Source organism: Luteitalea sp. TBR-22, from assembly GCF_016865485.1.
In the GTDB taxonomy this organism is placed as follows: Bacteria; Acidobacteriota; Vicinamibacteria; order Vicinamibacterales; family Vicinamibacteraceae; genus Luteitalea.
Genome location: NZ_AP024452.1, coordinates 5008478 through 5027662 on the forward strand (window position 1 = coordinate 5008478; position 19185 = coordinate 5027662).

Sequence of the window (19185 nt, forward strand, 5' to 3'; positions counted from 1 at the left end):
GCGCGTCACTTGCCGGGCGGGCGACCGGGGGTGACGGGCGGCACCAGCCCGCTGGCGCGCATCCAGTAGATGTCGCCGCCCTGCGCCGTGCGGCGCGAGAAGAAGAAGTACTGGCCATCGGGTGACAGCATCGGGCAGTAGTCGGTCAGCTCGGTGTTCACTGCGGCGCCGAGTGGCGTCAGGGGTGTCCAGCCGCCAGAGGCCGTGCGGACCGAGGCGTACAGGTCGAGGGCGCCGCGGTTGCCCTCGCGCCGGGCCGCGACGACCAGCGTCCGTTCGTCCGGAGACACGTACGGATCGACCTCGGTCATCGCCGTGTTGATCGGCGCACCGAGGTTCACCGCCTCGACGAACGCGCCGTCGCGGTACTGCGCGCGGTAGATGTCCTGCTCGCCGAGGCCGCCGGAGCGGTTGGACGCGAAATAGAGGCTCCCGTCGGCCACCGCGATCGGGTACAGCTCGCCGCCATCCGAGTTCACCGGCGCCGGCAGCAGTTCCGCGGCCCCCCATCCTGCCCCCTGTCGCCGGGCCATCCAGATGTTGCCGCCCGGGGCGAAGGCGTCGGTACGCGCCCCGCTGACGAAGTAGAGACGCTGGCCGTCGGGCGAGATCGCCGGATCGGAGTGGTCGGCGTCGGGCTGACCGGCGACCAGCGCCAGTCGCTCCTCGGCGGACCACCGTCCATCCAGGAGGCGACGGCGGAACAGCATCGGCAGCTTCTCGACGACGCGCGTGTAGTAGATCTCGCGACCATCCGGCGCGAAGACGACCCCGAGCTCGCGTGCCTCGGTGGACACCTCACCCGGGGCGAACACCACGGGCGTGTCGCCGGGGAGCGGCTGGCCGAGGAACGGGCCGGACTCGGATCGGGCGCGATTCTGCGCCGCAGATCGTCCCGCGAGGGGCGATGCAGGCCCGGGCGCCAGCAGGCCGACGGCCAGCAGGAAGGCGCACGTGGCGCGTGTCGAGAGGAGCATGCGGGGCAGTCTGGCAGGCACCAACGGCAACGACAAGCCGTCGCCTCCGCCAGGACCACCCGGTGCTGTCGCGGCGAGCGAGATGGAAGCCTACAAGCCCTGACAGGGTCACGCCTTCACACATGAGTTGAGGAGCAACCAATTCGGGCGGATCGCTGCCGGAGCGGCGGCGGCAACGGTTTGGGCGCACAATGACGCAGCCGGCTCCAGCGATGTCCGTTGCCCGTGCCGGGCCCTGCGGGGCACAGGAGCCAACGTCAGTGTCTCTCACGATCGTGGCGCTCGGTGCGTCGGCCGGTGGCCTGGAAGCGCTGCAGGGCTTCTTCGCGGGCATGCCACCCGACCCGCGCTTCGCCTTCGTCGTCGTGACGCACCTCGCGCCACAGCACGAGAGTCGGATGGCGGAGGTCCTGCAGCGCGCGACCGGCATGCCGGTCACCGAGGTCCAGGACGCGGAGCTGATTGCGCCCGGACACGTCTACGTCATTCCGCCGAACCGGCTGATGGGGATTGACCGCGGGCACCTGACGCTCGCGCAGGCGCAGCCACGCCCGACGGTGCCGCACCCGATCGACCACTTCATGCGCGCGCTTGCCGAGGATCAGCAGGAACGCTCCGCGGGCATCGTGCTGAGTGGCGCCGATCACGACGGCACGGCCGGACTCCGGGAGATCAAGGCGGCAGGTGGACTCGCCCTCGTGCAGGAACCCGCCACGGCGCAGTTCCCGGGGATGCCGAGCAGCGCCATCGAGTCGGCGCGTCCCGATGCCATCCTGCCCGTCGAGCGGATGGGTCAGGCGCTGATCGACTACATCGAGCACGTCCCCGAGCCCGTGGCGCCGGAGTCGGCCGCAGAACGGGTGCCCCCCGACGACGACGCGAACGTGTCGGCGCGGTTGCCGCAGGTCCTCGCCCTCGTGCGCGATCGCACCGGCAGGGACTTCCGCTGGTATCGGCCCGCCATGCTGTTGCGCCGGCTGCGGCGACGGATGGGCGTGACGGCCGTCCCCGACGCCGACGCGTACGTCTCGCTGCTGAGCGAGTCCGACGAGGAACTGCGCGCGTTGGTGAAGGACTTCCTGATCAACGTCACCGAGTTCTTCCGCCAGCCCGAGGCCTGGGAGGCGTTGGCCGAGAGCGGGCTGGCCCGCCTGGCCGCGGAGCGCCGGGCCGCCGGCACGGGCGTCCGCGTGTGGACGCCCGGCTGCGCCACCGGCGAGGAGAGCTACTCGGTCGCCATGCTGCTGCTCGAGCTCATGGGCGATGACGGCAACGCCGCGACCGTCAACGTGTTTGCCAGCGACGTCGACACGGAGGCGCTGGCCTTCGCGCGCATCGGATCGTACCCGGCTTCGATCGCCGACGAGGTCGGGCCGCAGCGCCTGGCGCGCTTCTTCGACAAGCAGGGTGATCGCTACGTGGTGCGCAAGGCACTGCGCGAGTCGGTGCTGTTCTCGCCGCAGGACCTCGTGCGTGACCCACCCTTCTCGAAGCTCGATCTGATCGTCTGTCGTAACGTCCTGATCTACTTCGAACCCGCCCAGCAGGGGCGGATCCTCGAGGTCTTCCACTTCGCGCTGAACCCCACCGGCCTGCTGTTCCTCGGCAAGAGCGAGAGCCTCGGCCAGCAGGCGGAGATGTTCGAGGTCGCCTCCCGCACGCACCGCATCTTCAGGCGCATCGGCACCACAACGCGACTGCCGCGCCCCTTCGAGGGCCACTGGAGCGGGCCCGGCGGCTTCCTCACACCGGTGACACGGCCGGTCGCCGGCGACGAGATCGATGGTGCCGCCGTGGTACGCGAGCACCTTGGGAAGAGTACCGCGGCAATCCTCGTCAATCGCGACTATCGGGCGCTGTACTTCCACGGCGAGACGTCGCGGATGTTGCAGCCCTCCGGGAAGCCCGCGTGGGACCTGCTGTCGCTGCTCCGCGAGGGCCTGCGCTCACGCGTGCGCGGCGCGTTGCAGCAGGCGATCACCTCGGGGCAGCCGGTCCGGGTCGATGCATACGTGAAGCGTGACGGCAGCATGCAGCCGATGCAGGTCAGCGTGACGCCGGTGAGCGACGTCGCCCACACCGGGCTGCTGGTCGTGGGCTTCGAGGACACGCCGCACGACGGTGCCTCGCCCGAAAGCGCGCCCCACGAGAACTCTGCCCTGGAGGCGGAGGTGCAGCGACTGCGCGGCGAGCTCGCGGCCTCGGAGGTCGAGAGCGAGGCGACCAACGCGGAACTGCGGGTGGCCAACGAGGAGGCGATGTCGCTGAACGAGGAACTGCAGTCCTCCAACGAGGAACTGCAGACCTCGAAGGAAGAACTGCAGTCGATGAACGAGGAGCTCTCCAGCGTCAACGGCGAGCTCGAGGACAAGGTCGCGCAGCTGGAGCTCGCACTCGGCGACCTGCGCAACTTCATGGACAGCAGCCACGTCGCCACGCTGTTCCTGGATCGCGACTTCCGCATCCGGCGATTCACACGGGAGACGGCACGGCTGTTCCGGGTGCTTCCCACCGACGAAGGCCGCCCCCTTGCCGACATCGCCGGCATCGTCAGCGATCCGGAGCTGCTCACGGCAGCGGCCGGCGTGCTCGGCGACCTCCAGCCGCGGGAGGCCGAGGTCGCGACCAGCGATGGCGCCTGGTTCCTGCGCCGGGTGCTGCCATACCGGACGCGCGACGATCGGATCGAGGGCGTCGTGATCACGTATGTCGAGATCACGGCGCTGCGCAGGGCCGCGCAGGACGCGCGGCACCTGGCCACCGTGCTGCGCGACTCCAACGACGCCATCCTCGTGCACGATTTCGCGGGCCGCATCCTCTTCTGGAATGACGGCGCGGAACGGGCGTACGGATACCCGCGGCAAGCGGCCCTCGACATGCACGTCGGCGAGCTCGAACCCACCGACGCGAGCGGAGGCGCGCTGGCCCGCGCCGAACGCGTGCGCACCGCCGGCTCGGAGGGACCCGTCACGGCCCGCCGGATGCGGCGCGACGGGCGGCTGCGGAACATCTCGGTGACCGCCTCCGCCCTGCGCGACGACGCGGGCGTGCCCTACGCGGTGGTCAGCACGGAACGCGACATCACCGACGCGCTGCGGCACGAGAGCGAACTGCGGTTCCGCTCGATGGCCGATGACGTGCCGATGTTGATGCGGATCGAGGACGGCGCCGGCCAGGCGGAGTTCCTCAACCGCGCCTGGCTCGCGTACACCGGGGAGAGCGCTGCCGAATCGCTGCTGGCCGACGGCTGGTTCCGCTACATCCATCCCGACGACCTGCCGGGGTACCTGCAACGCATGGCCGAGGCGCGGAACGCCCGGACACGCTACGAAGGCGACATGCGCCTGCGTCGTCACGACGGGGCCTACCGCTGGATCCGCACCACGGCGGCCACCCGTCGCGACGAGGCCGGCGAGCCGATCGGCTATGTGAGCATCTCGGTGGACATCGAGGATCGGAAGCGCGCCGAGCAGGCGATTGCGCGCGAGAGCGAGCGCAAGGACGAGTTCCTCGCCATGCTGGCGCACGAACTGCGCAACCCGCTGTTCCCGGTCGCCAATGCCGTGGCGGTGATCGATCGGTGCCATCCCACCGATCCGACGATCGCATGGGCCAGCGCCGTCATCGCCAGGCAGACCCAGCAACTCGCACGCCTCGTCGACGAGTTGATGGACGTGGCGCGCATCACCAGCGGCAAGGTCGCACTGACGCGCGAGCCCATCGACGTGACGGTGCTGGTGCAGCGCGCACAGGACCTGAGCCAGCCGTCGATCGCCGCACGCCACCAGCGGCTCACCGTGACGCTTCCGGGCGAGACGTGCCATGTCGAGGGCGATCTCGTGCGGCTCACCCAGGTGCTCGGCAACCTCCTCGACAACGCCTGCAAGTACTCCGACGAGGGCACCGACATCCGTCTGGCGGTCACGACCACGCCGGGCGATGTCGTCTTCAGCGTGACCGATCAGGGGGCCGGCATCTCGGCGGAGATGCTGCCGAGGGTGTTCGACCTCTTCTCCCAGGAGGACAAGACGCTCGATCGCGCCAAGGGCGGCCTGGGCATCGGGCTCTGCCTCGTGGCCCGGCTCGTGGGCGCGCACGGCGGGTCGGTCGAGGCGCGCAGCGCCGGCCGCGGGTGCGGCAGCGAGTTCATCGTCCGCCTTCCCAGGCTGCCACGGCAGGAGCGCCCGGCGGCGGAGCCGACCGACCAGGCGTCCGTGCCACGCGGCGCCCGCCGCATCCTCGTGGTCGACGACAACGCCGATGGCGCCGAGAGCCTGGCATTCGTGCTCGGGCACGAGGGGCACGCCGTGCGGACCGCGCAGGACGGGACGAGCGCGCTCGAGGCGGCGGCGGACTTCCATCCGGACATCGTGATGCTGGACATCGGCCTGCCCGGCATGTCCGGCTACGAGGTGGCCCGCCACCTGCGCGCCAGCCGCGCGACGTCGAAGGCGTTGCTCATCGCGTTGACGGGATACGGCCAGCCGGAGGACGTCGAGCGGGCGACGGCCGCGGGCTTCGACCACCATGTGGTCAAGCCCGTGTCGCTCGAGACGATCCTCGACCTGGTGCGCAGCAGCGTTGCGCCAGAAGGGGCGCCGGACTGAGCGGGGCCGGCGCCACCGGCGTCAGCCCTTCAGGATGTCGCGCAGCACGGTGATGCCGTGCGCGCAGTCGGCCAGCCGCTCCTGCTGGTTGCCGACCTCCCGCTCGATGACGAGCGGCCCGGTGTAGCCCACCTTCTTCAGCGTCTCGATGAACAGGGGCATGTTGACGGCGCCCTGACCGAGCGGCACTTCCTGGCCCCACGTGCCGGGCGTCGTCGGCCGGAAGGCGTCCTTGCAGTGCACGGTCGCGATGTCGGGGCCGAGGATCTCGATGGCGCGGATCGGGTCGCCCATGTCGTACAGCAGCATGTTGGCGGGGTCGAAGTTCACCTTCACGTTGTCGCACTGCAGGTCGTCGAGCGTCCGACGCAGCAGGTCGGCCGTCTCCTGCCCCGTCTCGAGGCCGAGCGTCACGCCATGCGCCCGCGCCAGGGCCGACGCCTCGCCGAGCGTGTCGAGGAAGGCCGTGCGGCCCTCGTCGCCGGGCTCGGGGATGAAGCCGCCGTGCATCATCAGGCGATCGACGCCGAGCTCCTTGGTGCGGGCCAGGGCCCACTTCAACGTCTCGAGCCGCGCCGCTCGGGTCGCCGGGTTACCGAAACCGCCGGTCTCCTTGATCGTCTGCGGCGTCGTGTAGTCCTCGCCGGGGAAGCCGATCATCGCGGCGTGGATGTCGAAGCCGGCGGCCAGGGCCGCGGCAGGCATGTCGTCGCCCTCGTTCCACGAGGCATGGTGCGGGTCGCCGCATGCGATCTGGATCACGTTGACGCCGAGCTGGTCGAGGAAGGCGCGCAGTTCGGGCACGCTCTTCACCTGCAGCGACCAGCTGCACACACCGATGGCATAGGGTTGGATCACGTCTCGTACCTCGGCCCGGGACGGGCCTGATCACGCGCGCCGCGTCGCGTGGACGCGGTCGCGCGGCAAGTGCGGACATGATAGCGCGCGGGGTGCGCGGCGTCCGGCCCGCGGCTAGCGGTCGCCGGGCCGGCGCGCGTTCCGGGCACGGCGACGCGACGCGAGGATCGCCAGTCCTGCCACCAAGAGCGCCGACGTGGTCGGCTCCGGGACGGGCGTCGCGGTGGGATACGACCGCAGGGTGAAGCGGTTCAGGCCCTGTGGGTTGAGGGCCGCGATGCCGTCGGGGACGTCGAACGACAGCGTGAAGGCCGACGAGAACGGCCCCGCACCGCCTCCCAGGTAGTTGACCGTGGCCCCTGACCAGTCGAGGCGGTTCGAGCTGGCGTCCAGCGTCGGGAACACCGACGAGGCCGGCGCGGGATCGCGGTCCGGCGTGTCGAAGTCGAGCGCGGCGCCCGAGGCCACGGCCACGAAGCTGTCGCCGGTGCCGAAGCCCAGCTCGAAGTGGAAGTCGTTCCACGCGACACCGGTGTTGTTGATCACGTTGGTGGTGAACGCGTACTCGGTGGTGCCCCCCGACTCCGCGACGACGAACTCGTAGTCGAGGATGCCGAACCCGCCGGCGTTCAGGAACGGACCCAGGCCCGTCGAGATGGTGTTCGGGCTCGCAGCCGTGGCGTTGTCGTTGTTGGGGGCGACGGCCGGCGAGAACGACAAGGAGCCGGTGCTGGCACCGGGAAGGATGAACTGACCGATGCCCGTGATGACGGCGGCCTCGGCGTTGCGGCCAGCGCCACAGAACAGACCCACGATGCACAGACCGATGCAGATTCGCGAACCAGGACGCATGTGCGGCTCTCCTTCCAGGACATGCGAAGCGGGCGGCGCTCCCTGATGACGCGGCGCGCGTGCGCATGACGCCTCGTGAATGCGTCGTGGATGATCGGCGGCTGCAATGCGGGCGTCAAGCTCGAGCGGAGAGGATCAGGCGTTCCTGGCGGGACACCCCGCGACGGCATCCGGCCGCCGCGGCGTGTGCCGCCCTCGTGTGCGGTCGGCGAGCGGGGCCGACCGGGCGGGGCCTCAGCGCCGCCAGCGGCGACGACCGGCAACCGCGGCCAATCCGGCGACCAGCAGGCTGATCGTCGCTGGCGCCGGCACGTCGGCCTGACCGGGGTACCGCACGCCGTTGAGGGAGACCAGTGCGGCTCCCGGGGCGACGCCGCCGCCCGCCCCGAGGACCGCCACGTGCTGCAGTTGCAGGGTGTGGCCGAAATCGGCGCTCAGTCCGACCGAGTAGGGGTCGGCGCCAATCAGCCCGGTCATGCACGGCCTGGGGCTCGGGTCGGTGCCCGGCGGCAGCATGATGCCGCTGTCGCAGGGCTCGCTGCCCAGGTACATGGTGTCGGCCGAGTAGAGGATGAGCCTCAGGTACTGGGTCAGTGACAGCGCGGTGTTCGAGGGCACCCCGGCGATCGTCCAGACCAGCAGGCGGTCGTCGGACGCCCCCGGATAGAAGAACACGCCCTCGGAGCCGACCAGCGTGTCGGTGCCCAGCGTGCGCAGGGCCAGCCCGGTGCCGACACCGGGGCGGAAGAACGAGTCGAACTGATCCGGCGCTCGCTGGGCGGTCCCGGTCAATCGGTAGCTGAACTGGAGGGAGTAAGTCGCGTCGGGGCCGTTGATGATCGTCTGGTCGATCGACAGGGCCTGCGCGAAGCCGCTCTGCGGAAGGTAATCGTACGGTTGCCCGTCGATCATGTAGTACGAGCCGAGCCGGTAGTCGGAGAGGCTGAGCGCCGCCGCGGCCCTGAGCGCGAGCGCCGCGGAGGACGCCGACCCGGTGAACGAGAACTGCCCGCCCAGGGGGCCGCCGCCCGTGTAGGCAAGCGAGACCGCATCGGTGCCGAACGCCTCGCCCCTCGTTCCGAAGGCCTGCTCTCCCTCCGGGTGGAACTGATCGTCGCCGGTCCGATACTGGGCGTACGAATTGAGCAGCAGCGCGGCACTGGCCGGCAACGGCACGCCGGCGAGCAGGACCAGGGACATCACACAGGACGCCACTCGAGAACTCATGGAGAGCCACCTCATCCCGCACGGGGCGGGACGGTAAGGGGACTTGCAGGCCGGACATGCCGGCACCTGAACGGGATCCAGCTCGGCATTTTCACCCTGCCTACCCTTTCGAGCAAGGCCGCATCTGGCCGTGTCCCTGAAAGACCTCCCCGCGCACTCCCGCCGGCCGTGAGCCGGTTCACGGCGGAGTGGGCAGGCGCGCCGTCGGCAGTCGGCACCCTCGCGGAGGGTGAAGCACGTGGCCGCCGACCCTGCGCCCCTGCTGAACCACTACGGCGGCACGGTCGCCGACGCGATCGCGGCGCACGTGTTCACGACACGTCAGGCGCGCTGGAAGTCGAGCGGCGCCTCGGGGCTCATCAACGACGCCCCGCCGTCGGCCACGATCGTCTGTCCCGTGATCCAGGCCGCGTCGTCGCCGCAGAGCGCCGCGACGGCGCCGCCGATGTCGGCAGGCGTCCCGGGGCGTCCCATCGGCGTCCATCCGTCCCGCAGCCTGCCGAGCAGTGCGTCGCGGGCGGGTGGCGGCAACTGGTTCACGATGCTGTCGTCGGTCAACCCGGCGCACACGGCATTCACCGTGATGCCTCGCCGCGCCAGTGCCACGGCGTAGTAGCGGCACATCGCTTCCACCGCGGCCTTGTTGGCCCCCATCGCGAAGTACGGCTGGAAGCCTCCGAGGTGACTCCCGGGCCAGTAACTCAGCGCGATGATCCGCCCGGCGTCGCGCATCAGCCCGTTCAGCGCCTGCACCCCCATGAAGAAGGCGCGCGCCTGGCAGGCGAAGGCCTCGTCGAACTGCGCCAGCGACACGATGAACGGCGGGCTCAGGAACCCGAGGAGGTTGCCGAGCGCGTTGCTCACGTACACGTCGAGCGTGCCGAACTGCTCCTGTACGCGCGTGGCAAGCATCGCCACGTCCTCCCGGCGTGACACGTCGGCCTGCACGATGAAGCCGGTGCTGCCGGCCCGCTCGACGGCGGCCAGCGTGTGACGAGCGGCGTCCTCGTCCTGCCGGTAGTTCACGCAGACCCTCGCACCGCGCTCGGCCAGGCGGACGGCGATCCCCCGCCCGATGCCGCGCGAGCTCCCCGTGACCAGTACGGACTTGCCTTCGAGTGTCTTGTGCATGTGCGGGTCGTCTCCTGGGCCTGAGCCTTCAGCGATACCTCTGGCGACCACAGCTGTACGGAACAGCCGCGTCGACCGTTATGGGCGTGAACAGGTCTCGGAACCGTACGCGAACGGCGCCTCCCCGACGAGAAGCTGAAAGCTCCGCGGTGGCTGATGAAGCAGCAAGTCGGGGGGAGCGCGTGAAGACCGAGCAGCATGAGTAGATCTCGTCACACCAGGGGGGTTCGCGCAGCTCTGCCAAGTTGCAGTCACATCACCATTCGGCGGTTCCCGGCAGGGGATGTATCGGCCTGGGGGAGGCACGTGCATGCGGTTGCGATCCGTGACGTTGACGCCCGAGCGGCTGGCCCTGTGCCGGCCACTCTGGGGCGGCCGTTCGTTCCACACCGATGACGAGTTCGAGGCGATGGTCCGCACCGCGGCGGATCTCCTTGCGAGCAGGCACGCACGCGGGAGCCTTGTGCTCGACGAGACGGGCGCGGCGCGGTTCTTCGGCTTCACGCTGTTTGCACGAACGTCTGCCGTGGACCAGGTGTTCGCCGGACCGCCCGAAGGAATTGCCCGCACGTTCCTGTCGGAGGCTGGCCGCGGGGACGTCCTGGATCTGAGCGGCATCGGCCGAGGCAATGCCGGCAACGGCCTCGACCTGGTGGTGTGCGCGCAGGGCTACGAGCTCGCCGACGCCAGCGACACCGAGTTCGCCGTCGTCGTCGGCACGCTGCTCCAGAACTTCTTCGACATCCATCGCGGCTTCCGGCTGCGGCGCATCGTCGGCGTCGCGTTCGGGACCCTTGGAGCACACATCGTGCAGCGCAGCGGTGCCTATCCTGATGTTCGCGTCTGGAGCGGCACGACGCCCGGCGGGACGCCGGCGGCCTCCGCGATGTTCAGCCTGACGCACGCTCAGGCGACCAACGGGTACAGCGCGCTGCTGCCGATGTTCACGTACTTCCCGCCTCGCGTGCAGTTCACCGAGCCTGAGCAGGACGTGCTGCGCGAGGCGCTCGAGGGCGCCACCGACGCATTGATCGCGGCACGACTCGGCCTCAGCGTGGCGGCCGTGAAGTCGCGACTGACGCGCGCCTACGAGCGTGTGCAGGTGCGGCTCCCCGGCCTGCTGCCGGTACGCGACGTCGACGACATGGCGCGCGGGTCGCAGGTGCGCCATGTGGTCCTCGACTTCGTGCGCAGCAACCCGTCGGAGCTGACGCCCTACGAGCGCTCATCCACGATGGACGAGGGGCTCCGGCGCTTCGCGACACGTACCGCAACGGCGAGTGAGCGTGGCCGCGGCGCGCCGGGAATCTTTTAGGGGCTTGGTGTCACTGCCGGCGGCCCCTACTGTGAGCGCCTGGCAAGGATGGCCGCGGGCACGCGGGGCGTGACTCGCAGGCACCCCGGTGAAACGCGGCGACCTCGGCCGCAGGAGCGATCACATGGACACATTGCAGGTGACGGCACGGCTGGCCATTCATTCGGGCAAGCGGGAGCAGTTCGAGGCACGCGCTGCCGAGTGTGTGCGCCTGGTGCGGGAGCGCGACACCGGCACCCGACAGTACGACTGGTTTCTGGATGATGAGGGCACCGAGTGCGTCGTCAGGGAGGCGTATCGCGACTCGGCGGCGGCACTGGAGCACCTGGCCAATCTTGGGCCGGCGCTCATGGCGCTGTTCGAGGTGTGTGACCTGACGCTGGAGATTTGCGGGACGCCCTCGACTGAACTGCGCGCCGCCACCGCGCCATTCGCCCCACGGGTGTACGCGCCATTCCTCAGCCTGTGACTAACGGCCGACGCGCCACGCGCTGGGGGCGCCGGCGCGGAGGCCGCCTCGTGGTTCGCTCCGCGGCACACGACTGAGTGTCTTCCCCATTCGCCTGCCTCCGCTGCGTGAACGGCGCGGCGACATCCCCCTGCTGGCGACGTTCTTCGCCAATCGCTGTGCAGAGCAGGTCGGCCGGCACCTCGAGGGGTGCTCCCCCGGGGCGCTCGATCTGCTCGGCGCGCACGAATGGCCGGGCAACGTCCGGGAACTGCAGAACGTCGTGGAGCGGGCCTCTCGGCATCCAGAGACCACGACACGCGGTCGCCGCGGCGACCGACGGTGAGGCCGCCGGCGCCTAGGCCCTTGCTCAGCATCGCGCGGTGCGTGGCTGGGCGTTCTGACAACACACGGTCTCGTGCAACCGGACGCCGAGGTGCCCTGCCCTCCCGGACTCACGCCGCAGGATCATCGTCGCGAGCCTGCAGCTGACCTGATGCGTTGAAACCGTAGGCTCGTCGGATGCTGTCATCGGTGATGACCCCGAGCAACTGCGTGGCATCCAGACGCGAGATCACCGGGATGATCGGCGCACCGGGCAACGAGCGCATTGGCACATCCAGCAGTTCATCGGGGTACACGGGCTCGACCCGTTGCCGCAGCGTGACGCCCACTCCGTCGAGGCCCACCTCGACGACGTGCCATCCCTGCCCCGGCACGTGCCGGACCGTCACGCCAGCGCCGGCCGCGGTCGATGCGGCATCCATCGCATCCTCGACGCGGAGCGGGCCGTGGGGCCGGGCCAGTCGCGCCGACGGAAAGGCAGCCCCCTCGTGGCTCGCCACCAGGTCGAGGATCGACTGGCGGTGGAACTGCCGAGCCACCAGGAACCCGACGGTCGAGGTGATCATGGCCGGCAGGATCGCGGCTGCCGTACCACTCAGCTCGAAGGTCATGAAGACGGCCGTCATGGGCGCACGGAACACGCCGGCGAACACGCCGGCCATGCCCGCCAGGAGGAACGTGGGCTGTGCCTCGGACGCCGGCAGCAGGAACGTGGTGAGCAGGCCTCCGGTGGCCCCGCCGAGCATCACGCCCACGAACAAGGTCGGCGCGAACAGCCCACCGGGCGTGCCGGTGCCGAAGGCCACGGCCGCGACCGCCACTTTCAGCAAGGCCAACAGGCCCATGGTCTGCCACGTGTACTGGCTGTGGAGGGCGCCGTCCATGGCGAGATACCCCGTGCCGAGAACATCGGGGATGGCCAGGCCGACCACCCCGACGACGATCCCCGCGCAGAACGGACCGACGGCTGGGGGGAGGTGAACGGCGCCGAGGCGATACCGCACCAGTTCCATGCCGCGGATGTAGACGGTCGCAAACAGCCCCGACGCCAGCCCCAGGACCACGAGCGCCGTCAATTCCGGCGCCGACCGGACCGACGGCACCACCGGGACCGAGAACAGCGGATTCTCCCCGAGGAACAGTTGCGTGGTCACCACCGAGGACACGGCTGCGAGCACGATCGACCCGAGCACGGCCGTGTCGAAGCCCGACACCACTTCCTCGAGCACGAAGAGGACGCCGGTGATGGGGGTGTTGAAGGCGGCCGCGATGCCTGCCGCCGCGCCCGTCGGCGCAATCAGCCGCATGGACCGCCGCGTCAGCCCGAACAAGCGTCCGAGGCGCGACGCGATGCCGGCGCCCATCAGCAGTGCCGGATCCTCGGGACCGAGTGGCGTGCCACTGCCGAGCGACAACACGCACGCGGCGAACTTGCCGGGAACCGCGCCGAAGGGGATGGCGCCGTCGGAGACGTACAGCGCGGACTTCGTCTGGACGATGCCACTCCCGCCGCTCACCGGGCTCCAGTGGACCACGAGGGCAGCTACGGCGGCGCCGAGTGCTGGAAGGAGGACCGCGAGGCCGGGTCGCTGCGCCAGGCGGCTGGCCGCCAGCGCCAGCAGTTCGATCGCGGCGTGGAAGCACACGACCACGAGGCCTGTACAGATCCCGATCAGGACCGCCAGCACCAGGAAGCGCTGAGCCTCGGTGAGCAGGGCCCCGCGCCCGACGTCTGGACGCGCATCTCTCACGACGCGAGCCCCGCTCCGAGCTGCTGCAGCAGGAGGCCGGCGGCGTCGTCCTTCGCTGGCGCCGGACACTGCTGTGCCACGCTCGAGGCCGCCGCGGCGAGCAAGGCCCGGCCGACCTCCACGTCTGCCGAACGCCTGGTGACCCACCGGTCAACGGCCGGCAGGATGGTCGGTGATGCGGCGGTGGCCGAGGGTGGCGCGCACGCGACGAGCCGGCTGCGGGCTTCGATCAGCAGGTGCCGGATGCGGTCACGCCGGGCAGACGAGGAGATGCGTGGTTGATCGGGGTCGAGCGACAGGATTCGGGCACTCAGGCGATGGAGCCTGGCCGCCGCTCGATCGCCGGGGTCACGCGCGAGGGCGCGCCCCGCCGCGGCGTAGGCGTCGATGAGATGTCCGCGCGCAAACTCCGCTTCAGCGAGCAGGCTCACGCCGGCTCCGGGGTCGGCAAACCGCTCGACCAGCGTCCTGAGCAGCCGGGCGGCATCGTCGGCGAAGCCGGCCTCGAGCAGTTCTCGGCCAGCCTGCAGCTGCAGGGCCCGGTCGCCCGGGAAGGCGCCTGACAGTTCGAGCAACGCCGCACGGAGTCGCTCGCGTCGGCCTGCGTCGCGGAACAGCGAGACCAGTTCGAGCCGGGGTTGCACGCGCAGGCCCTGCTGGCCACTGCGCCAGCGCCCGTAGATGGCCCGGTAGTAGGCCGCTTCCGCGCCATCGTCATCGCCCGTGCGACGGAGCAGGCGCGCGAGCACGAGGTTGGCCTCGCCGTTCACGGGATCGGCGGCCAGGACATCCTTCACGTAGGGCAGCGCCTCCTGCGGCCGATCGAGTCCGGCCAGCGCCTTGCCCAGGGTCAACCGGAGTGCCGGGTCGTCGGGTTCCAGAGCCACGGCCTGTCGCAGCAGGTACGCCGCCTCGCCATGCCGCCCCTGCTCGAGCGCGATCGATCCCTCGGCGCCGAGCTGGGTACTGCGACGATGACGCTGCTGGTGGGCAGCGCCGGAGAGCGCGCCGGCCGCGAGCCACAGCCCGACCAGAATCGCGGCAAGCCCGGCATACGCCCGGACGTCGATCGGTGCGCCGCGGACCGGCGCGGCATCGGCCACATCGGCCCCGTGGTCGGGTGAGTCGTGGACCACCATGGACGGACACGCGCGGCGGCTGCGTTCGCCGCTCGCGTGTGGGTCAGGATACCAGTGACTTGCTTTGAGCAGCAACGAATGAGACCGCCATGGCCCCGGGCACCCGACGCCTGCGCCAGGCGCGTGACGCGCAGGCGACGCCGCGACGCCAATCTGACGATATCGTGACGGGGGCAAGCCGCCGTCGACATGCCTGCGGGCTCCACCTCGACCCTTCATTCAGGTGATGGAGATGTCGCGCTCGCCGCGCAGCACGCGTCCGAGCACCGCCGCCAGGACTCGGGGATGACAGGGCTTGGCGACGAAGGCGGCGCACCCGAGCCCGAAGGCCCGATGCCGGAATCGTCCGTCGTGCGCGACCCAGCCGGTCAGCACGACCACCGGGGGATGTGGGCCGTCCGGAACGAGACGCAACCAGTCGTCCCAGTGCGTGGCCGGCGTCAGGTCGACGAGAATCACATCGGCTCCCTGCGCCTCGAGGCGGGCACGCGCCTCGGTGGGTGATCCGGAGCAGGAAGTGACGAGGTCGGACGTGCGCGCGAACCACTGCACGTACAGGTGGCGCGCGTCGTGATCGGCGGAAAGGAGGAGGAGCCGGGCCCGAGGCATGCACGGGAGCGGTGCACATCCCGCGCCGAGTCCACACCGCGCGGCCCTCGATCAGCTCAGTTCCTGATCCAGACACGCGGCCAGTCGAGCGAGGAAGCGGCGCGTAGCGATCCGGTGTGCCCTCGGGGACTGCGCGAGCGCGGCGGCAACGGCGCCCTCGACCGTCTGGCGGACGTTGCGACTGACACGCTGCCCCTGTCGCGTCAGAGTGAGCGTGGTCCGTCGCCGGTCCTCGGCGGCCGGCTGGCGCGTCAGCAACTGCTGCGCCTCGAGGCGGCGGAGCACGCCCGTCAACGTGCTCGGATGCAGGTGGAGGGTGGCCGCGAGGTCACCGGCGGAGATGCCGGGGAACAGGCCGATGAGGCGCAACACCAGGCGTTGCGGACCGGTGACCCCGCCATGGGCTGCCATCTGTTTCGACAGGCGCTCCATCCGGTGCACGACGGCCCAGAGTCCTTCCATGAAGGCGAGAACGTCGGGCAGGTCGGAAGAGCGCGTCGTGCGCGGCATGGCCGGGATGATACGCCACGATCGTCAGGGGACGGCCCGCGCCCACGTGGTGAGCAGGCTCCGCAGGACGCGGTGCACGGCCGGCACGTCGTCGAGGCGGTAACGGGCCGCGGTCGCGCCGGGGCCGACCTTGACGGTGATGCCGTCGGGCAGCGCCTGGAAGAGGTCCTCGTCGGTCCGGTCATCGCCGACGGCGATCACCTGCCGCGTCGGGCCGTGACGCCGCCGCACGTGTCGCGCTGCCGCCGCCTTGCTCACCCCACGGAGCCGGATCTCCACCACCTTCTTGCCCTCGACCACTTCCAGGGGCTGGTTGCTCAGGGCGTCACCGAGGACCAGCCGCAGCTCGTGCGCCTGCCGCTCACCGAACGCCGGGTCGGCGCCACGGTAATGCCACGCCAGTGCGGCACTCTTCTGCTCGACCCGCGTCCCGGGCGTGGTCGCCGCGAACGACTCGAGGATGGGCAGGACCTTCACCCACCAATCCTCGGGCACGGCCGTCGCGGACTCCCAACGCGATTGCCGCGCCGGGCGGTGCCAGAAGCCGTGCTCGGCCCAGAGGTCGACGGGCAGGCTGCCCAGCCATCGCTCGAGCGTGTCGCGAGGTCGGCCACTCACGAGATGCACGTCGACCTCGGCGGCACCCGCCAGTTCACGCAGCAGGTCAAGGAGGTCGTCGTTCGGCGTCGCGAGTTCCGGTCGCTCGACGATCGGCGTGAGCGTGCCATCGTAATCGAGCAGCAGGCACCAGCGTTGCGGCTCCGCGACGGTCACCGCGGCCAGGAGCGCGGCTTCCCCATCCACAGGCCGGTCGCCGGCGTCGGTCGCCACCGCAGTGGCCTGCGTGAGCGCACCGAGGTAACCAGAGGCCCAGGCGTGCACGTCGTGGCGACGGACGCGCGCCCGCAGGTTCGCCATCCGGAGTCGCCGCTCCGTGTCGGGCATCGTCAGCGCTCGCTCGATGCAGTCCGACAGCGCATCGACGTCGTACGGATTGACGATCAGGGCGTCGCCCAGTTCAGCGGCCGCCCCGGCGAATTCACTCAGCACGAGCACGCCGTCGCCGTCGGGCCGCGCGGCGACGAACTCCTTGGCGACGAGGTTCATGCCGTCCCGCAGGGGCGTGACGAGCATCACGTCCGCCGCCCCGAAGAGCCCGACGAGTTCCCGCTGGGTCACCGAGCGGTGGAGGTAGTGGACCGGCACGGCACCGAGCGTGGTGAAGCGGCCGTTCACACGCCCGACGAGCTCGTCGACCTGTCGCCGGAAGGACCGATAGGCGTCCACGCCCTCCCGTGAGGGCACGGCCACCTGGACGTATCGCACGCGGTCACGCAGGTCGGGGCGGCGCTCGAGCAGGCGCTCGAAGGCGAGGAGGCGACGCGGGATGCCCTTGGTGTAGTCGAGGCGGTCCACCCCGAGCACGATGTGGCGGCCGGCCGCCTCTTCACGCAGCCGAGCGACGACGGCCTGCGTCTCGGGCTCACGAGCGAGGGCCTCGAAGTGTGCCGCATCGATCCCCATCGGGAACACGCCGGTGTGCACCGTCCGGCCGCCCACCTCCAGGGTGTCGACCTCCGCCTCGAGCCCCTCGGTGTCCAGCAAGGACGTCAGGAAATGCCGGCGGTAGGCGAACGTGTGGAACCCGATCACGTCGGCCCCGAGCAGTCCACGGAGCACCTCCTGCCGCCACGGCAGTATCCGCAGCACCTCGGACGAGGGGAACGGGATGTGGTGGAAGTAGCCGATCCGTGCCTCGGGCAGTCGCTCTCGGATCAGCGACGGCACCAGCATCAGCTGGTAGTCGTGTACCCACACGAGGTCGCCCGGCCGCCACGCCTGACAGACCGCGTCGGCAAACCTCGCATTCACGTCGCAGTACGTGCGCCAGCCCGTCGCGTCTACAGGCACCCGATCCACCAGGTAGTGGCACAGCGGCCAGAGCACCTGGTTGGCGAAGCCCTCGTAGTACGTGGCGATTTCGTCGGCGGTCAGGTGCACCGGGACGACCCCGCTGCGGTCCAGTTGACGATCGAGGTCGGCCAGTTGGGCAGGCGAGAACCGCGACACGTCGCCCGGCCAGCCAATCCAGATCGCTCCGGCCCGCTCCTGCCAGTTGCGCAGCCCGGTCGCGAGGCCGCCGCTGGACATCGCGAGCCGCACCCCGTCCTTGTGTGCGCGCGCTGTCACCGGCAGGCGGTTTGCGACGACGAGCAAGCGCGTCTCGCCTGCACTCACCATCCACCTCCTGTCGAGTCGGGGCGACATCGGCCACCCGCAGGCGAGCATAGCAGCGATTAGTTGGAGGACAAACCGATTCACGCCTGGCCCGCTACAATGACGGCATGCTCCGTCTCCTGACACGGCTCGTCGTGGCGCTTGGCATCGGAGTCGCCACGGCTGTCCTCCTGTGAGTCCCTCGAGGCCGTTCCGCTACGTCCGCGAGCCCCTCTTCCTGGCGGCCGTCGGCTCGTACGTGCTCATCCGCGCGGCAACGCGCGTCGTCGGGCACCCCGTCGGCTGGGCCACCGGCCAGCAGGTGGACGTGCTCCTGCTGCCAGTCGGCCTGCCGCCCTGGCTGTGGCTGGAGCGGCGTGTCGGATGGCGGGCCGACGACCGGCCACCGACGTTGGCCGAGGTCGGCCTCCTGCTCGGCGCGTGGAGTGTCGCCGCGGAAGTGCTGGCTCCCGCGCTCGTGCACGGCCCGGTGTCGGACCCCCTCGACGTGGTCGCCTACGTGCTCGGCGGCATCGCGTGCCTGCTCGTCTGGGGTCGTGGATGAGCTTCGACGCCATCGCGCCCTGGTACGACGGCGCCGAGACGCTGCTGGCAGGCACGCTGCTGCAGCGCGCTCGCACGACGTGGATCGATGCCGTCGCCGTCGATGCGCGAGTGCTCAGTGCGGGTGAAGGCCACGGACGCTTCGCGGACGCACTGCTCCAGCGCCGGCCGGCGGTCGAACTGACCTGTCTCGATGCCAGCCCCGGCATGCGCCGTGTGGCCCAACGGCGACTCGCCCGACATGCCCGCCTCGCCAGGTGGGTACATGCCGACGCCACCGCCTGGAGGCCTGAACCGGCCAGCTACGACGTGATCGCGACGCACTTCTTCCTCGACTGTTTCGACGCCGCGTCCCTCGATCGCGTGATCGACCTGTTGGCCACGGCGGCCCGGCCGCGATCGTTGTGGCTCGTCACCGACTTCGCCGTGCCGCCCGCGGGGCTCGCCCGCGTGCGCGCCGCGGCCATGCACCGGGTGATGTACTCGGCCTTTCGCAGGCTCACGACACTGCAGGCCACCCGGCTGACGCCGCCGGACCCGCTGCTCGCCGCGCGGGGGTTCGTGCTCCGCGACCGCCGCGAGTACTCGTGGGGGCTCGTGCGGGCCGACGTGTGGCAGCGGTGACGGGTTGCCCC

The 19185-nt window shown here is 70.5% G+C and carries 15 protein-coding genes; 5 read left to right on the forward strand and 10 right to left on the reverse strand.

Annotated features, from left to right (window positions below; translation table 11 throughout):
• Positions 1-5: 5 nt before the first annotated feature.
• Positions 6-977: a hypothetical protein gene (locus TBR22_RS20850; RefSeq protein ID WP_239489764.1), complete on the reverse strand. Its 972-nt coding sequence runs from the start codon at positions 975-977 to the stop codon at positions 6-8.
• A gap of 260 nt (positions 978-1237) precedes the next feature.
• On the opposite strand from TBR22_RS20850, the gene TBR22_RS20855 reads away from it, so the two are divergent.
• Positions 1238-5584 (forward strand): chemotaxis protein CheB, encoded by a 4347-nt coding sequence (locus TBR22_RS20855; protein ID WP_239489765.1) that lies wholly within the window; start codon positions 1238-1240, stop codon positions 5582-5584.
• Between the two features lie 21 nt (positions 5585-5605).
• On the opposite strand, the gene TBR22_RS20860 is transcribed toward TBR22_RS20855, so the two are convergent.
• The 4 genes from TBR22_RS20860 to TBR22_RS20875 form a co-directional block, all read right to left on the reverse strand.
• Complete coding sequence (locus TBR22_RS20860) at positions 5606-6442, reverse strand: sugar phosphate isomerase/epimerase (RefSeq protein WP_239489766.1); 837 nt, start codon at positions 6440-6442, stop codon at positions 5606-5608.
• Positions 6443-6556: 114 nt separating this feature from the next.
• Positions 6557-7294 carry a PEP-CTERM sorting domain-containing protein gene (locus TBR22_RS20865; protein ID WP_239489767.1) on the reverse strand — a complete coding sequence of 246 codons (738 nt, stop codon included), beginning with the start codon at positions 7292-7294 and terminating at the stop codon, positions 6557-6559.
• Between the two features lie 234 nt (positions 7295-7528).
• Positions 7529-8494: a PEP-CTERM sorting domain-containing protein gene (locus tag TBR22_RS20870; RefSeq protein ID WP_239489768.1), complete on the reverse strand. Its 966-nt coding sequence runs from the start codon at positions 8492-8494 to the stop codon at positions 7529-7531.
• Positions 8495-8842: 348 nt separating this feature from the next.
• Positions 8843-9652 carry an SDR family oxidoreductase gene (locus tag TBR22_RS20875; protein WP_239489769.1) on the reverse strand — a complete coding sequence of 270 codons (810 nt, stop codon included), beginning with the start codon at positions 9650-9652 and terminating at the stop codon, positions 8843-8845.
• A 310-nt stretch (positions 9653-9962) separates the two neighbouring features.
• Between TBR22_RS20875 and TBR22_RS20880 the strand changes: the two genes are divergently transcribed.
• Positions 9963-10967: a helix-turn-helix transcriptional regulator gene (locus TBR22_RS20880; RefSeq protein ID WP_239489770.1), complete on the forward strand. Its 1005-nt coding sequence runs from the start codon at positions 9963-9965 to the stop codon at positions 10965-10967.
• 88 nt (positions 10968-11055) lie between these two features.
• Positions 11056-11436, forward strand: a complete 381-nt coding sequence (locus tag TBR22_RS20885; protein ID WP_239489771.1) for a putative quinol monooxygenase — start codon at positions 11056-11058, stop codon at positions 11434-11436.
• A 434-nt stretch (positions 11437-11870) separates the two neighbouring features.
• On the opposite strand, the gene TBR22_RS20890 is transcribed toward TBR22_RS20885, so the two are convergent.
• From TBR22_RS20890 to TBR22_RS20910, 5 genes are all read right to left on the reverse strand, one after another.
• Positions 11871-13511 carry a chloride channel protein gene (locus TBR22_RS20890; protein ID WP_239489772.1) on the reverse strand — a complete coding sequence of 547 codons (1641 nt, stop codon included), beginning with the start codon at positions 13509-13511 and terminating at the stop codon, positions 11871-11873.
• A complete protein-coding gene (locus TBR22_RS20895) occupies positions 13508-14650 on the reverse strand; it encodes a tetratricopeptide repeat protein (RefSeq protein WP_239489773.1) in 1143 nt (380 codons plus the stop codon). Before TBR22_RS20895 ends, TBR22_RS20890 begins: the two co-directional genes overlap by 4 nt.
• A gap of 219 nt (positions 14651-14869) precedes the next feature.
• On the reverse strand, positions 14870-15259 hold the full coding sequence (locus tag TBR22_RS20900) for a two-component system response regulator (RefSeq protein ID WP_239489774.1): 390 nt from the start codon (positions 15257-15259) through the stop codon (positions 14870-14872).
• 51 nt (positions 15260-15310) lie between these two features.
• On the reverse strand, positions 15311-15769 hold the full coding sequence (locus tag TBR22_RS20905) for a MarR family winged helix-turn-helix transcriptional regulator (RefSeq protein WP_239489775.1): 459 nt from the start codon (positions 15767-15769) through the stop codon (positions 15311-15313).
• Positions 15770-15793: 24 nt separating this feature from the next.
• On the reverse strand, positions 15794-18010 hold the full coding sequence (locus TBR22_RS20910; RefSeq protein ID WP_370651363.1) for a bifunctional alpha,alpha-trehalose-phosphate synthase (UDP-forming)/trehalose-phosphatase: 2217 nt from the start codon (positions 18008-18010) through the stop codon (positions 15794-15796).
• 169 nt (positions 18011-18179) lie between these two features.
• On the opposite strand from TBR22_RS20910, the gene TBR22_RS20915 reads away from it, so the two are divergent.
• Positions 18180-18551 carry a hypothetical protein gene (locus TBR22_RS20915; RefSeq protein ID WP_239489777.1) on the forward strand — a complete coding sequence of 124 codons (372 nt, stop codon included), beginning with the start codon at positions 18180-18182 and terminating at the stop codon, positions 18549-18551.
• The gene (locus TBR22_RS20920; protein ID WP_239489778.1) at positions 18524-19174 is read left to right on the forward strand and encodes a class I SAM-dependent methyltransferase; all 651 of its coding nucleotides are present in this window, start codon (positions 18524-18526) and stop codon (positions 19172-19174) included. Before TBR22_RS20915 ends, TBR22_RS20920 begins: the two co-directional genes overlap by 28 nt.
• Positions 19175-19185 lie beyond the last annotated feature (11 nt).

Excerpts from the sequence above, each read along its gene's own strand:
- TBR22_RS20880 (WP_239489770.1), top strand. The coding sequence starts at position 9,963 with ATGCGGTTGCGATCCGTGACGTTGACGCCCGAGCGGCTGGCCCTGTGC.
- TBR22_RS20870 (WP_239489768.1), bottom strand. The coding sequence starts at position 8,494 with ATGTCCCTGGTCCTGCTCGCCGGCGTGCCGTTGCCGGCCAGTGCCGCG.
- TBR22_RS20875 (WP_239489769.1), bottom strand. The coding sequence starts at position 9,652 with ATGCACAAGACACTCGAAGGCAAGTCCGTACTGGTCACGGGGAGCTCG.
- TBR22_RS20900 (WP_239489774.1), bottom strand. The coding sequence starts at position 15,259 with ATGCCTCGGGCCCGGCTCCTCCTCCTTTCCGCCGATCACGACGCGCGC.
- TBR22_RS20895 (WP_239489773.1), bottom strand. The coding sequence starts at position 14,650 with ATGGTGGTCCACGACTCACCCGACCACGGGGCCGATGTGGCCGATGCC.
- TBR22_RS20865 (WP_239489767.1), bottom strand. The coding sequence starts at position 7,294 with ATGCGTCCTGGTTCGCGAATCTGCATCGGTCTGTGCATCGTGGGTCTG.
- TBR22_RS20850 (WP_239489764.1), bottom strand. The coding sequence starts at position 977 with ATGCTCCTCTCGACACGCGCCACGTGCGCCTTCCTGCTGGCCGTCGGC.
- TBR22_RS20905 (WP_239489775.1), bottom strand. The coding sequence starts at position 15,769 with ATGCCGCGCACGACGCGCTCTTCCGACCTGCCCGACGTTCTCGCCTTC.
- TBR22_RS20910 (WP_370651363.1), bottom strand. The coding sequence starts at position 18,010 with ATGGTGAGTGCAGGCGAGACGCGCTTGCTCGTCGTCGCAAACCGCCTG.